Raw genomic sequence first — 14,470 nt, 5'->3', positions numbered from 1 at the left:
TGTAGCACGATACGCACTCGCAAGCCGCCAATGTATCTGCCTTTACTGGGGCGGAGAGGAGCCATCAGGCCAGCGATGCTGAGTAGCAGACATTTTTTATTGTCCGTCTGCTATTGATCATCGACCGTGATGATCGATCATTTATCATCCATAATTCAACATCCACCGCTGAATATCTGCAATGCAGCCTTTTATTCTCCACTCAAGTCAGTACCCGCCCTTTCACACAAATGCCATACGGATTCTGACGCTGGGACTTTCCCTTTCATTCCACCTGCGACATCCTGACGTACGAGTTGTGTGAGCTGATAACTGTCGGAGTAGTGTCGCAGTACCTCGTCTGCCACAACTGAAAACGGAGGCCCATCCACTTTCGTCTGATCATATTCATAAGTAATGAGTAGCTGATCAGCGGTATGCGTGACTTGGCGCAAATGTGCTGCATAGTCCAATCTCATCGCTGCTGGCAACGCCACCATAGCAGCACGATCATAGATCGCATCGACCTTTTGCAAAATATCGCCAGATAACCGGAAAAAATCCCCGACAAACATATTGATATCAGTGGATTTGAACTGAAGTAGCCCTCCCAGATCCTGCACCTCAGGTGTGATGCCTAATTCACTGAACAAAGCACGAATCGCGACTTCACTCAGATCAATCCCCACCACACGATATCCGGCATCCAATAACCAATGAATATCCAGCGTTTTGCCGCACAATGGCAAAAAAATCCGACTATGTGGCGACAATTGCAAGGTATCGATATGCTTGACTAACAAGGGATTCACATCAGCGATATGAAAACCGATATCACCACGCTCCCATTTTCCATGCCAAAAATCGGCTTCCATAGATGCACTCCTGTTTATTGCTGATATGAAAAAAGCCGCGACCTGAATCGCGGCTTTATTAATAACACAAGGTCAAAATTACTTCTTAATTACTTCTTACGTTGCGGAGGTAAATCGGTACAGACGCCTTTGTACACTTCTGCAGCCATACCAATCGATTCGCCTAATGTAGGGTGTGGATGGATGGTTTTGCCGATATCCACCGCATCTGCGCCCATCTCGATTGCCAGTGCGATTTCACCGATCATGTCACCAGCATGCGTACCGACGATGCCGCCGCCGACGATGCGTTTGGTTTCTGCATCAAACAGCAATTTAGTGAAGCCTTCGTCGCGGCCATTCGCGACTGCACGGCCAGAAGCCATCCACGGGAACAAGCCTTTTTCGACTTTTATGCCCTTGGCTTTGGCTTCGTCTTCGGTCACACCAACCCATGCGACTTCAGGATCAGTGTAAGCGACGGACGGAATCACCTGCGCGTCGAAGTAGGCTTTTTCACCAGCAGCAGCTTCGGCAGCCACATGTGCTTCATGCACGGCTTTATGCGCCAACATAGGCTGACCAACCAGATCACCGATCGCAAAAATATGCGGCACATTCGTACGCATCTGTTTATCGACGTTGATGAAACCACGATCAGTCACGGCAACGCCTGCTTTGTCTGCCGCGATCTTCTTACCGTTAGGACTGCGACCGACAGCCACTAACACCAGATCGTAGACTTGCGGCGCAGGGGCAGCTTCGCCTTCAACCGCAGATGCAAACGTGACCTTGATGCCTTCCGGCAGCGCTTCGACACCGACCGTTTTGGTTTTCAGCATGATGTTGTCGAAGCGTTTTTCGTTGTGCTTCTGCCAGACTTTGACCATGTCGCGATCCGCGCCCTGCATCAGGCCATCCATCATTTCAACCACATCGATGCGCGCACCGAGGGTCGAATACACTGTCGCCATTTCCAGACCAATAATGCCACCACCGATCACCAACATGCGTTTTGGCACCTGACGTAATTCCAGTGCACCGGTGCTGTCAACGATGCGCGGATCAACAGGGACAAATGGCAGATTCACGACGGAAGAACCAGCCGCGATAATCGCCTGCTTGAACTGCACTACTTTTTTCGTACCGTCTGCAGCAGTGACTTCAATGTGGTAAGGGCTAAGGAATTGGCCGACGCCTTGCACGATATTGACCTTACGCGCTTTTGCCATGCCAGCCAAGCCCGTCGTCATTTTTTTGATGACGCTTTCTTTGTAGCCGCGCAGCTTGTCGATATCAATCGCCGGTTTCGCAAATGTCACGCCCAGCGCTTCCATGTGCGAAGTTTCATCGATCACCGCAGCAACGTGCAGCAGCGCTTTCGAAGGAATACAACCGACATTCAGGCAGACGCCGCCAAGTGTAGAATATTTCTCTACCAGCACCGTATTCATACCCAGATCGGCAGAACGGAAGGCAGCGGAATAACCGCCGGGACCAGCACCGAGTACCATCATGTCGCACTCGATATCGACCTGACCCGTGTAGCCGGATGCGACCGGCGCAGGCGTGGCTGGAGCAACTGAGGCAACTGCGGCCACAACTGGTGCTGCAACAGCAACCGCTGCTGGCGCGGAGGCACCAACGGATTCCACCAGCAGCAACAACGAGCCTTCTGCCACTTTGTCGCCGACCTTGACTTTGATTTCTTTGATCACACCGGCGTGGCTGGAAGGAATCTCCATACTGGCTTTGTCCGATTCCACCGTGATCAGAGACTGATCAACCTTGATCGTATCGCCGACTTTGACCATGACTTCGATGACTTCAACTTCTTTGAAATCGCCGATGTCCGGCACTTTGACTTCCACAATACCGACTGGCCCGGCAGGTGCTGCGACAGCAGCCGGGGCTGGAGCGGCAGCGACTGGAGCTACAGCAACTGCTGGGGCTGCAGGTGTTGCGCTCGCTGCTACAGTTCCAACTGCACCTTCCGCCTCAACCACCAGCAAAATACTGCCTTCAGCGATTTTGTCGCCTAACTTGACCTTCATTTCCTTAATCACACCGGCGTGACTGGCAGGAATTTCCATGCTGGCTTTGTCGGATTCGACCGTCACTAAGGACTGATCGACCTTGATCGTATCGCCGACTTTGACCAGTAATTCAATCACTTCGACTTCTTTGAAGTCGCCGATATCAGGAACTTTAACTTCGATTGTGCTCATCGTATTGTCTCCGCTCACAGCAAGGTTTTACGCAGATCAGCCAGTACGTCGGCCAGATAGGCTGTGAATTTCGCCGCCATCGCGCCGTCGATCACGCGGTGATCGTAGGACAGTGACAGAGGCAGCATCAAGCGTGGCTGGAATGCCTTACCGTCCCAGACTGGTTTGATACTGGATTTAGACAAGCCCATGATCGCTACTTCAGGTGCATTGATGATAGGCGTGAATGCTGTACCGCCAATACCACCGAGGGAAGAAATAGTGAAGGTTGCGCCTTGCATATCAGCAGGTTTCAGCTTGCCATCACGTGCCTGAGCAGACAACTCGCCCATTTCAACAGCGATTTGCGAGAGAGTTTTTTGATCTGCATTTTTGATGACAGGTACCACCAGACCATTTGGCGTATCCGCAGCAAAGCCGACGTTGTAATACTGCTTCAGGATCAGGTTTTCACCGGTGGCATCAAGCGAAGAATTAAATGCCGGGAATTTTTTCAACGCAGAAACACTGGCCTTGATCACGAACGCCAGCATGGTCAGCTTGACGCCGGATTTTGCCATCGCTTCGTTCGATGATTTGCGGAAGTCTTCGAGGCCGGTGATATCGGCTTCGTCGAATTGCGTGACGTGCGGAATCATGACCCAGTTACGATGCAGATTCGGTCCTGATAATTTCTTAATACGTGACAAAGGCTGTGTCGTCGTGCTGCCGAATTTACTGAAATCCAGCGATGGCCACGCCAGCAGATTCAACCCTGAACCGCTGCCATTTTGCGCAACAGGTGCGGCAACTGCGGCAACCGCAGTACTGCCAGCCATGATGCCTTTGACAAAATTCTGTACATCTTCTTGCGTAATGCGACCTTTGGGACCCGAACCAGCAACGCGGCCCAAATCCACACCAAGTTCACGCGCAAATTTACGAATGGATGGCGACGCATGTGCTTTGCCAGCAGACGCAATCGGCGCTGATGCTGTTGGTGCAGTCACTGGTGCAGCAGGCGCTGGCACTGGTGCAGCGGCGACCGGTGCGGCAGGTACAGCAGGTGCAACAGCCGGCTGAGCTGATGCACCTGCGGGTGCAGGAGCTGCCACATCGCCACTGGCCTCCACGATCACCAATAAAGAACCTTCTGCGACTTTGTCACCGACTTTGACCTTGATTTCTTTGACCACGCCAGCATGACTGGACGGGATTTCCATACTGGCCTTGTCAGATTCGACGGTGATCAGCGACTGATCAACTTTGATGGTATCGCCAACTTTGACCATCAGTTCAATGACTTCCACTTCTTTGAAATCACCGATATCCGGTACTTTAACTTCCACGTTACTCATAATTTGGGCTCCGTTATTTCAGGTAGGGTGCGCCGAGCGCACCTTGATTTGGTGCGCTCGGCGCACCCTACGTATTCTTTGGTCAGTTACAAATTCAAAAAGAGGCGCGCCATGCGCACCTCTCTCATACTGTTATACAGTTACCGGATTTGGTTTGTCAGCATCAATGCCGTATTTTGCAATCGCCTGAGCCACGACAGAAGCAGACAACGCACCTTCATCAGCCAAGGTTTTCAATGCAGCGACCACGACAAAATAACGATTGACCTCAAAGAATTCACGCAGTTTGGCACGAGAATCAGAGCGACCAAAACCATCGGTACCCAAGACTTTATAGCTACGGTCTTTCGGAATGAACGCACGTACCTGCTCTGCGAATGTACGCATGTAATCCGTTGATACGACGATAGGGCCAGTCGTGTCTTTCAGGCATTCAGTAATATATGGCAAACGTGCATTTTCTGTCGGATGTAGCATATTCCAGCGTTCTGCGTCCTGACCATCACGCGCCAGCAAGGTGAAGGAAGGCGCGGACCAGACGTCGGCAGCGATGCCCCAGTCGTTTTGCAACAATTCAGCAGCAGCGATGACTTCGCGCAAAATCGTGCCGGAACCCATCAACTGTACACGGTGCTTCGTCGTTTCTTCGGCTTTCTGCAATAAATACAGACCTTTGATAATGCCGTCTTCCTGTCCAGCTTTCAGACCCGGATGGCTATAGTTCTCATTCATCAGTGTGATGTAATAGAACACGTCTTCCTGATTCGTCACCATACGGCGCAGGCCGTCATGCATGATGACCGCGACTTCATGCGCAAAGGTCGGATCGTAAGGAACGCAGTTCGGAATTGTCGATGCCAACACATGGCTGTGACCATCTTCATGCTGCAAGCCTTCGCCGTTCAGCGTCGTGCGACCAGCTGTACCGCCGAGCAAGAAACCACGTGCACGCATATCGCCCGCTGCCCATGCCAGATCGCCAATACGTTGCAGACCGAACATCGAGTAATACGTGTAAAACGGAATCATCACGCGGTTATTGGTCGAGTAGGAAGTCGCCGCAGCGATCCAGGAACTCATACCACCGGCTTCGTTGATGCCCTCTTGCAGAATCTGACCGGCTTTATCTTCGCGGTAGTACATCACCTGATCTTTATCGACCGGCTCATACAACTGACCAACCTGGCTGAAAATACCGATCTGACGGAACAAGCCTTCCATACCGAAAGTGCGGGACTCATCCACCATGATAGGCACAACACGAGGACCCAGACTAGCGTCACGCAACAATGCTGTCAGGATGCGGACATAGGCAGCGGTAGTGGAAATTTCACGACCTTCAGCCGTTGGCTCCAGCATCGCCTGGAATGCGGTTAATTCTGGCACAACCAACGCTTCGTCCGCTTTCTGACGACGTTGTGGCAAGTAACCACCCAAGGCTTTACGACGCGCTTGCAGGTATTGCATTTCTGGCGTGTCATCAGCTGGTTTATAGAAAGGAATCGCTGGCAAATCAGCATCCGAAATCGGTAACTGGAAGCGGTCGCGCATGGCTTTGATCGCTTCGTCGTCGAGCTTCTTGGTGTTATGCGCGGTATTACGTGCTTCACCAGATTTACCGAAACCAAAGCCCTTGATACTTTTCGCCAGAATCACGGTTGGCTGGCCTTTGTTTTCCTGTGCTACTTTAAATGCAGCATAGATTTTGTGCGGGTCATGACCACCGCGGGTCAGACGCCAGATATCGTCATCCGACATTTTGCTAACCATTTCCAGCAATTTCGGATGCTTGCCAAAGAAGTGTGCACGGACATAAGCACCATCTTTTGCTTTGTAGTTCTGATATTCACCATCCACGGTTTCCATCATGACTTTTTGCAAAATGCCTTCTTTGTCTTTTGCCAGCAACTCATCCCAGCCACTACCCCAGATGACTTTAACGACATTCCAGCCGGCACCACGGAAATCAGATTCCAGTTCCTGGATAATTTTGCCATTGCCACGTACAGGACCATCCAGACGTTGCAGGTTACAGTTGACGACGATGACCAGATTGTCCAGTTGCTCGCGCCCTGCCATACCAATGGCGCCCATCGATTCTGGTTCATCCATCTCACCATCACCGCAGAATGCCCAGACTTTACGTTTTTCAGTGTCAGCAATACCGCGTGCGTGCAAATATTTCAGGAAACGTGCCTGATAAATTGCCATCAATGGACCAAGGCCCATCGACACGGTTGGAAATTGCCAGAAATCAGGCATCAGTTTCGGATGTGGATAAGAAGACAGGCCTTTACCATCGACTTCGCGACGGAAATGCAGTAGTTGTTCTTCCGTCAGACGACCTTCCAAGAAAGCGCGGGCATAAATACCAGGAGAAGAGTGGCCCTGGATATACAACAAATCACCGCCATGCTCTTCAGTAGGTGCATGCCAGAAATGGTTGAAACCGATACCTAACATATTTGCCAATGAAGCAAAACTGGACAGGTGACCGCCCAGGTCACCATCAACACGATTCGCCTTGACCACCATTGCCATCGCATTCCAACGCATCATGGAGCGCAGCTTTTCTTCGATTTCCAGATTACCCGGGCAGTGTTCGCCCTGATCAGCAGGAATCGTGTTCACATAGGCTGTATTGCTGGAAAAAGGAATATGCGCACCACGACGACGCGCCAGATCAACCATGCGCTCCATCAGATAGTGGGCGCGTTCTGGCCCTTCGTTTTCGATGACGGACTCGAGCGCATCCAGCCACTCGTTAGTTTCCATCACATCGGGATCATTAACGGCTTGCGCCAGAACTTGGTCTATCTGGGGTGACTGGATTGACATCTACATGGTCTCCTGTGAGTGCGCTTTCATCACGAAGCGCGTGGGCAAATCGAGAAATAAGTGCTTGTTTTAAATCAGTGTAATTGCGAGCGAAAGCATTTTAACAGCACTTTTTAATTTTTCAAATAGCGATATATGATTCCATATTATGAAATTTTGTTTGCATCGCAAAAAATATTTTTCTTTTAGAAAATAAATTTCTCACTACTCACCACTAGTTCAGGCAGTCCCTGCCTGAAAGATTCCCTTCTGTTCCACAACAGCTGATTTGTGCACTGCAAGATAAAGCAGATAAATTCATCCATCGCCGTAAAAAAGTTCATCTGCCATATCGCTTATTGCGAACACATAGCGAAGTTTCCATCCAAAAAACACCAAAAACACTTCATACAACATTAACCACTTCTGAATAAATCAGGAAAAAACATTCCTCTACGCTTTGTTCTCCGGCGGCACGGCGCATAATTTATAATCTCGGCTTGATCTTATTTTGCAAAGCCCACCATGACAGCTCAAATCATCAGCGGAACCGAACTCTCCAAACAAATCCGTGCCGAGGTCACGCAACGTGCAGCGACCCTTACAGCACAAGGCAAACAGCCAGGTCTGGCTGTCATATTGGTGGGTGAAAACCCGGCGTCGCAAGTGTATGTTCGCAACAAAGTCAAAGCATGCGAAGACTGCGGCTTTTATTCTGTATTGGAAAAATATGATGCTGATCTGAGTGAAGATGCTTTGCTGGCGCATATCGATCGCCTCAATAACGACAGCAAAATCAATGGCATTCTGGTTCAACTTCCCTTACCTGCGCATATCGATGCGAACAAAGTTATTGAAGCAATTGCCGCAGAAAAAGATGTTGATGGTTTTCATATCAGCAACGCAGGGTTACTGATGACGGGGCAACCATTGTTCCGCCCATGTACTCCATACGGCGTCATGAAAATGCTGGAGTCGATAGAGTATCCGGTGCGCGGTGCTAACGCAGTGGTTGTCGGCGCATCGAATATTGTTGGAAAACCTCAGGCAATGCTGCTCTTGCAAGCAGGCGCTACCGTCACCATCTGCAACTCCAAGACCCGCGATCTGGCAGCACATACACGCAATGCAGACATTCTTGTCGTGGCAACGGGTAAACGCAACATCGTTACTGCAGACATGGTCAAACCCGGTGCTGTCGTACTGGACGTTGGCATGAACCGTGACGACGAAGGCAAACTCTGTGGCGATGTGGATTATGCCAATGTCAAAGAAATTGCGGGCTACATTACTCCTGTACCAGGTGGCGTCGGTCCGATGACGATCACCATGTTGCTGGTTAACACCATTGAAGCTGCTGAAAGAATCTGACTATGACACAAGCCAATCCATTGCTCGATTTTAGCGACCTGCCGCATTTTGCTGATATTCAGGCGGAACACGTCGGCCCTGCCATTTCTACCTTGCTGGAAGCAGGTCGTTCGGTGATAGAACAACTGACCAGCCAACAGGCAGAAGTCAGTTGGGAAAACTTTGTCGAGCCATTGGAGAATGCTACTGAAAAACTGGGACGGGCATGGGGTATCGTCGGACATCTGAATGCAGTTGCAGACACCCCGGAAATGCGTGCTGCTTACAACGAAAATCAACCGGCCATTACCGAATTCTGGACAGAACTTGGTCAGAATCTGGCGCTGTTTGAAAAATACAAAGCATTGCGTGCCCAGCCAGGTTTTGATGCCTTACCTGTCGCAAGAAAAACGATCATTCAGAATGCCATTCGTGACTTCCGTCTCGGTGGTGCAGAATTACCGGAAGACAAAAAGCAGCGTTATGCTGAAATTCAGGAAAAACAAGCTGCGCTGTCCACTAAATTTTCTGAAAATGTGCTTGATGCTACGAACGATTATGGCTTGTTTGTAGAAGATATCAGCGAGCTGAGTGGTTTGCCTGACGATGTGATTCAGGCAGCGAAAACCGCTGCTGAAAAAGACGGTAAATCAGGCTACAAATTCACGCTGCATTTCCCCTCCTATTTCCCGCTGCTGCAATATGCCGATCAGCGCGATTTGCGCGAAAAAATCTATCACGCGAATGCAACCAAAGCATCTGAATTAGCTGGCAAGCCAGAGTGGGACAATTCAGCGATCATTGCTGAATTGTTACAATTACGAAAAGAGGAAGCTGAACTGTTGGGTTATCGCAATTTTGCAGAAGTTTCGCTGGTCAGTAAAATGGCGGAGTCGCCCGCGCAGGTCAGCCATTTTCTCGAAGATCTGGCACAACGTGCACGCCCGTTCGCTGAACAGGATTTGCAAGAATTACGGCAGTTTGCGGCAGAGCAACTGGGTATCAGTGAATTGCAATCCTGGGACTCTGCCTACGCATCAGAAAAGCTACGTGAACAACGCTATGCCTTCTCTGAACAGGAAGTAAAACAGTATTTCCCTGAACATCAGGTAATCAGTGGATTATTCCGCGTGATACAAACATTATTTGATGTGCAGATTCAGGCAGACACGGCGACTACCTGGCATAAAGATGTCAAATTTTATCGTATCGAAAAGGCAGGTGTTCTGATCGGACAGTTTTATCTCGATTTATATGCCCGTAACGGCAAACGTGGCGGCGCATGGATGGACGATGCCAGGGGTCGCCGTCTGACTGCGAATGGCGTACAAACTCCAGTCGCTTACCTGACCTGTAACTTTACAGAACCAGCATCTATCGATGGTGTGACAAAACCTGCCTTATTCACGCATGATGAAGTGATCACCTTGTTTCATGAATTCGGCCATGGGCTGCATCATTTACTGACAAAAGTCGATGATTTATCGGTATCCGGAATTTCCGGGGTTGAATGGGATGCAGTGGAGCTGCCATCTCAGTTCATGGAAAATTTTTGCTGGGAATGGGATGTACTTCAACATATGACTGCCCATGCAGAAACAGGAGCACCATTACCGCGTGAACTGTATGAGAAAATGATCGCTGCAAAAAATTTCCAATCTGGTTTACAAACCTTGCGTCAGGTCGAATTCGCCTTGTTTGATATGCGCCTGCATGATCATTTTGATCCCCATGGTACACAGTCAGTGCAGGACATTCTGAATACCGTCAGAGAACAGGTGTCGGTGTTTACGCCACCTGAATTTAATCGCTTTCAACACTCTTTCGGACATATTTTTTCCGGCGGCTATGCAGCGGGTTATTACAGCTATAAATGGGCAGAAGTTTTATCCGCCGATGCGTATGCCGCATTTGAAGAAACTGCCGTATCCGGTAATAGTCTGTCGCGACAGGCAGGAGAAAAATTTCAGACAGAAGTTCTGGAAGTAGGTGGATCGCGCCCTGCCCTGGAATCCTTTAAGGCATTCCGTGGGCGCGAACCCGCGATTGATGCTCTGTTGCGCCATAGTGGCATGACTCAATAAGGAGAGATGAATGATGACTTTGCCTGTCAAAACACTGACTTGGATAGTCCTGCCAATGACTTTATTGGCGGTACAGGCTCACGCCGAACTATATAAGTGGGTGGGGCCAGATGGCAAAGTCAATTACAGCGATCGTCCACCTGCTGACCAGCAAAAAAATCTGGAAAAGAAAGCCTTGCCAGAGATCATGACTGGTGTCGCGTTGCCACCTGATCTGGCAGCAGCTGTCGCTCAGAATCCAGTCACGCTGTACACCGCGGATAACTGCAATCCTTGTAATGATGGTCGGAATTTACTGAAAACGAATGGAATTCCATTTGCCGAAAAAACGATCAAAACGAACGAAGACATCAACAAATTACGACAAGTCAGCGGTGATTCGCAGGTACCGTTTGTCGCCATTGGCCCAGGAAAACTGTTCGGGCTCGATAGCGAGGCATGGAAAAATGCGCTGACTTCAGCAGGTTATCCCTCCACAAATAAACTGCCGAAAGAATATCACTATCCGGCGGCAGAGCCAGCTGCTCCTGTTACTCCGGTTACACCAAAAACCAGCGCCCCGGCCAGCTCCAAAATAGCACCAGCACCGTTACCGGTAAAAAAACCGACCAATGACAATGGCTTCCGGTTTTAAGCCATGACACGTATCGATTTTCATAGCAACGTTGCAGATAAACTGGCATATACCTGTCGCCTGATACGCAAGGCAAATGCTGCCAATTGCAAAGCCGTTGTCTTTCATACGGATGCTGCGATATTGCGACGTCTTGATGAAGTACTCTGGACTTTTACGGAAGCTGATTTCCTACCGCATGTGATGATGAATCACCCGTTAGCATCAGTCACTCCGATTGTGCTGACCGATGACACCAGTATCCATTGCCCTCATTATGAATTGCTGATCAATCTGACCGCTGTCATTCCCGAGAATTTCTCTGCATTTCAACGCATGATAGAAATCATCTCTGATGACGAAGGTGATAAAACAATCGGCCGCGAGAGATATCGGCAATATCAGCAACAAGGCTATCACCTCAGCCATTCTGTCGCCAAATAATATGACCTCCTCCAATCAAATTGATGCCAGCATCCCCGTTCTGACCGAGATTATTTATCCAGATCCTGCCGCAGAGAACATCACATCTGCTGCTCCTGGTACCTCAATCGCTACCGATCAGCTGAATCAAACGCAAACTCCGACAGCGACAGAAACCTCAAGAGAAATCAGTCCGGAGGAATGGCAGGCCATTGAACAGACATTAAAAGAAAACGTTCTGCAACAGGTTTTGGCAAGGATAGATTTTGTGCTGGAACACCGTGTACGCGATAGTCTGGCCGATGTTTTGCAAACTGCAGTTGAGAATTTATCGTCCGATATACGGACCGGATTACACAAAACACTGGAAGAGGTGATTACACGGGCAGTTACTCAGGAAATCTCCAAGGTAAAAATCTCAAAATAATCAAATTTTTTAAAAAAACTTTGATTTATAAACATACGAATTTATTTTTATTTTAAAAATAAAAATATTTAATAGTTTATTGATTACACAGAAAACCGTTCTGTTTCTACAATCTCCCCATACCCAATAGGAGATTTCCCTCATGAAAGTCATCGTTCTCGGTTCAGGCATCATCGGCACATCCTCTGCATGGTTTTTACGCAAGCAAGGCTATGACGTCAGCGTGATTGAACGTCAACCCGGTGCGGCACAAGAAACCAGTTTTGCAAATGGCTGCCAGATTTCAGTCTCACATGCCGAACCTTGGGCAAATCCGTCAGCACCTTTAAAAGTTTTAAAATGGCTGGGCAAAGAAGATGCTCCTTTACTGTTTCGTCCTCGCGCTGAGTTATTGCAATGGATGTGGGGATTAAGCTTTTTGCGGGAGTGCACACAAAAACGCACCGATGACAACATTCGCCAGATCGTTGCGATTGCCGAATACAGCCGTCAGACATTACAAGCAGTCAGGGCTGAAACCGGGATTGATTATGACTGCCTGACCAAAGGTATTCTGCACTTTTATACCGATCAAAAAGAATTTGACGCGTCCCTGCCAGCAGCAAAACTCATGAGGGATCTGGGGTGTCCGCGTGATTCCATCAGCGCCGATGAAGTGGTCAGCCGTGAGCCAGCACTGGCAAGCATACGCAATAAAATCGTGGGTGGAGATTATACGGAAACGGATGAATCCGGCGATGTCTACAAATTCACCTCAGGCTTGGCAAAAAAGGCAGTCGAGGCTGGTGTCGATTTTCAATTTAATACAACCGTTACCCGTTTATTAACCGACGGCAGCGGCAATGGTGCCAGAATCACCGGAGTCGAAGTGATTGATGGTGAAGGTCGCCATAAAGTCCTGAAAGCAGATGCGTTTGTGATGGCAATGGGTAGTTTTTCTCAGCCATTGCTCAAACCATTAGGTGTCAATCTGATGATCTATCCCGGCAAAGGATATTCTGCGACCTACCAGATTACCAACCCAGATCAGGCTCCAACAGTATCACTGACGGACGATGGCTACAAACTGGTGGTATCACGCCTTGGTGATCGTCTGCGTGTTGCAGGTACTTGCGAAGTGAATGGTTATTCACGTGAACTGAATACCGCACGTTGTGAAGCCATCACGCGCAGAACCCGCGAATTATTTCCACATGCCTGTAATTATGATGATCCAATTTACTGGACAGGCTTACGTCCATTAACACCATCGAATGTTCCGTATATTGGCAAAACGCGTTATAGCAATTTGTATTTGAATACGGGACATGGAACGCTGGGATGGACTATGGGTGCTGGCTCTGGTCGGGCAATCGCTGATATTGTTGCCGGCCAGGTACCAGACATTGATTTCGCCTTTACCGGCATGCAACGTCGTCAGGCGAGCAGCATTCTGGTCCCAGCCTGAATAAACATGACAGCGGAAAGCCTGCATTGAACAGGCTTCGTCAGCCACCACTGCGAACTCCCATACGAACTATCCGATAACGTTGCGCTTCGTACGCGTACAAACGACATACAAACTCCAGGCTGGTACTTACCTTGTTTCCCTCACGCGAGCTGATTGTCTGACTTTAGCAGTCAATCACTCGCGTATTTTTTTATTGCCTCATATAAATATCAAAGACAACAATACCAGCCTAATACTTAATCAAGATGGCCGGATAATGCTACTTGGTAATCCGTACCGGTAACTCCGCCACTTTTTCATCAAAAGCAATCGCTGTCGTAAATTTGGCACGTTTCATCGGAAAACGTGAATGAAAATGCTTGACGTTTCCAGAGCCAGAAATGGCGCGCCGCACAAATTGATAGTACGCATCCATGTCAATCACATGTACCACCAGGAAATAATCATACTCACCTGAGACAAAATAACATTGCATGACTTCCGGCTCTTTATTCATACAGGCTTCAAACGCCTGCATATGTTCATCTGCCTGATTAATGAGGGAAACCTCTAAAAAGGCCGACATCCCGTAGCCAAGAGCAAAAGGGTCCACCATACCAACCTCGGCGCTGATCACGCCGGCCTCGCGTAATTCGCGAATACGGCGCAAGCATGTGGGCTGCGACAGATGGAGTTTATCTGCCAGAGTTCGGGTCGGTATCTGGTTGTTCTTTTGCAGCAAGTTCAGCAGCTTACGATCAACCTTATCAAGTGTGCGATATTGGGGCATATAAAAATCGTTAGTTTGAGAAAAAAACCGCACAAAATATCTATGCGAAAAAAAATTTCTGTTGTACCTTATTCACCATTCAGTTATCTGAATAAGTTCGCGACGAAAGTAAATCGTCCTACTTTTTAAACCTTAGGAG

The 14,470-nt window shown here is 48.9% G+C and carries 11 protein-coding genes; 6 read left to right on the top strand and 5 right to left on the bottom strand.

What is annotated here, in order from left to right:
• Positions 1-191: 191 nt before the first annotated feature.
• The 4 genes from tmpT to aceE form a co-directional block, all read right to left on the bottom strand.
• On the bottom strand, positions 192-854 hold the full coding sequence (gene tmpT / locus ACO0LB_RS01640) for a thiopurine S-methyltransferase (RefSeq protein WP_423045818.1): 663 nt from the start codon (positions 852-854) through the stop codon (positions 192-194).
• Positions 855-943: 89 nt separating this feature from the next.
• A complete protein-coding gene (gene lpdA / locus ACO0LB_RS01635) occupies positions 944-3,061 on the bottom strand; it encodes a dihydrolipoyl dehydrogenase (RefSeq protein ID WP_423045816.1) in 2,118 nt (705 codons plus the stop codon).
• Between the two features lie 14 nt (positions 3,062-3,075).
• Positions 3,076-4,398 carry a dihydrolipoyllysine-residue acetyltransferase gene (gene aceF, locus ACO0LB_RS01630; protein WP_423045814.1) on the bottom strand — a complete coding sequence of 441 codons (1,323 nt, stop codon included), beginning with the start codon at positions 4,396-4,398 and terminating at the stop codon, positions 3,076-3,078.
• Positions 4,399-4,530: 132 nt separating this feature from the next.
• Positions 4,531-7,236: a pyruvate dehydrogenase (acetyl-transferring), homodimeric type gene (aceE, locus tag ACO0LB_RS01625; protein WP_423045812.1), complete on the bottom strand. Its 2,706-nt coding sequence runs from the start codon at positions 7,234-7,236 to the stop codon at positions 4,531-4,533.
• A gap of 504 nt (positions 7,237-7,740) precedes the next feature.
• On the opposite strand from aceE, the gene folD reads away from it, so the two are divergent.
• The 6 genes from folD to ACO0LB_RS01595 all read left to right on the top strand — a co-directional run bounded on the left by folD (position 7,741) and on the right by ACO0LB_RS01595 (position 13,559).
• Positions 7,741-8,586 carry a bifunctional methylenetetrahydrofolate dehydrogenase/methenyltetrahydrofolate cyclohydrolase FolD gene (gene folD, locus ACO0LB_RS01620; RefSeq protein WP_423045811.1) on the top strand — a complete coding sequence of 282 codons (846 nt, stop codon included), beginning with the start codon at positions 7,741-7,743 and terminating at the stop codon, positions 8,584-8,586.
• Positions 8,587-8,588: 2 nt separating this feature from the next.
• Positions 8,589-10,649, top strand: a complete 2,061-nt coding sequence (locus ACO0LB_RS01615) for a M3 family metallopeptidase (protein ID WP_423045809.1) — start codon at positions 8,589-8,591, stop codon at positions 10,647-10,649.
• 10 nt (positions 10,650-10,659) lie between these two features.
• Positions 10,660-11,283, top strand: a complete 624-nt coding sequence (locus ACO0LB_RS01610) for a glutaredoxin family protein (RefSeq protein WP_423045807.1) — start codon at positions 10,660-10,662, stop codon at positions 11,281-11,283.
• A gap of 3 nt (positions 11,284-11,286) precedes the next feature.
• The gene (locus tag ACO0LB_RS01605) at positions 11,287-11,706 is read left to right on the top strand and encodes a DNA polymerase III subunit chi (protein WP_423045805.1); all 420 of its coding nucleotides are present in this window, start codon (positions 11,287-11,289) and stop codon (positions 11,704-11,706) included.
• A gap of 1 nt (position 11,707) precedes the next feature.
• Positions 11,708-12,112, top strand: coding sequence for a hypothetical protein (locus ACO0LB_RS01600; protein ID WP_423045803.1), 405 nt, complete (start codon positions 11,708-11,710; stop codon positions 12,110-12,112).
• Positions 12,113-12,254: 142 nt separating this feature from the next.
• Positions 12,255-13,559, top strand: a complete 1,305-nt coding sequence (locus ACO0LB_RS01595) for a D-amino acid dehydrogenase (protein ID WP_423045801.1) — start codon at positions 12,255-12,257, stop codon at positions 13,557-13,559.
• A gap of 262 nt (positions 13,560-13,821) precedes the next feature.
• Here the strand turns inward: ACO0LB_RS01595 and ACO0LB_RS01590 are convergent, their stop codons facing one another.
• Positions 13,822-14,331, bottom strand: coding sequence for an Lrp/AsnC family transcriptional regulator (locus tag ACO0LB_RS01590; protein WP_423045800.1), 510 nt, complete (start codon positions 14,329-14,331; stop codon positions 13,822-13,824).
• Between the last annotated feature and the right edge of the window lie 139 nt (positions 14,332-14,470).

The organism is Undibacterium sp. SXout7W, assembly GCF_049339385.1.
GTDB lineage: Bacteria > Pseudomonadota > Gammaproteobacteria > Burkholderiales > Burkholderiaceae_D > Undibacterium.
This window is presented reverse-complemented; position numbering and strand designations above follow the sequence as displayed.

What these genes read in the sequence shown, in the direction of transcription:
- aceE (WP_423045812.1), bottom strand. Translation starts at nt 7,236, where the DNA reads ATGTCAATCCAGTCACCCCAGATAGACCAAGTTCTGGCGCAAGCCGTT.
- aceF (WP_423045814.1), bottom strand. Translation starts at nt 4,398, where the DNA reads ATGAGTAACGTGGAAGTTAAAGTACCGGATATCGGTGATTTCAAAGAA.
- lpdA (WP_423045816.1), bottom strand. Translation starts at nt 3,061, where the DNA reads ATGAGCACAATCGAAGTTAAAGTTCCTGATATCGGCGACTTCAAAGAA.
- ACO0LB_RS01615 (WP_423045809.1), top strand. Translation starts at nt 8,589, where the DNA reads ATGACACAAGCCAATCCATTGCTCGATTTTAGCGACCTGCCGCATTTT.
- ACO0LB_RS01590 (WP_423045800.1), bottom strand. Translation starts at nt 14,331, where the DNA reads ATGCCCCAATATCGCACACTTGATAAGGTTGATCGTAAGCTGCTGAAC.
- tmpT (WP_423045818.1), bottom strand. Translation starts at nt 854, where the DNA reads ATGGAAGCCGATTTTTGGCATGGAAAATGGGAGCGTGGTGATATCGGT.
- ACO0LB_RS01600 (WP_423045803.1), top strand. Translation starts at nt 11,708, where the DNA reads ATGACCTCCTCCAATCAAATTGATGCCAGCATCCCCGTTCTGACCGAG.
- ACO0LB_RS01610 (WP_423045807.1), top strand. Translation starts at nt 10,660, where the DNA reads ATGATGACTTTGCCTGTCAAAACACTGACTTGGATAGTCCTGCCAATG.
- ACO0LB_RS01595 (WP_423045801.1), top strand. Translation starts at nt 12,255, where the DNA reads ATGAAAGTCATCGTTCTCGGTTCAGGCATCATCGGCACATCCTCTGCA.
- folD (WP_423045811.1), top strand. Translation starts at nt 7,741, where the DNA reads ATGACAGCTCAAATCATCAGCGGAACCGAACTCTCCAAACAAATCCGT.
- ACO0LB_RS01605 (WP_423045805.1), top strand. Translation starts at nt 11,287, where the DNA reads ATGACACGTATCGATTTTCATAGCAACGTTGCAGATAAACTGGCATAT.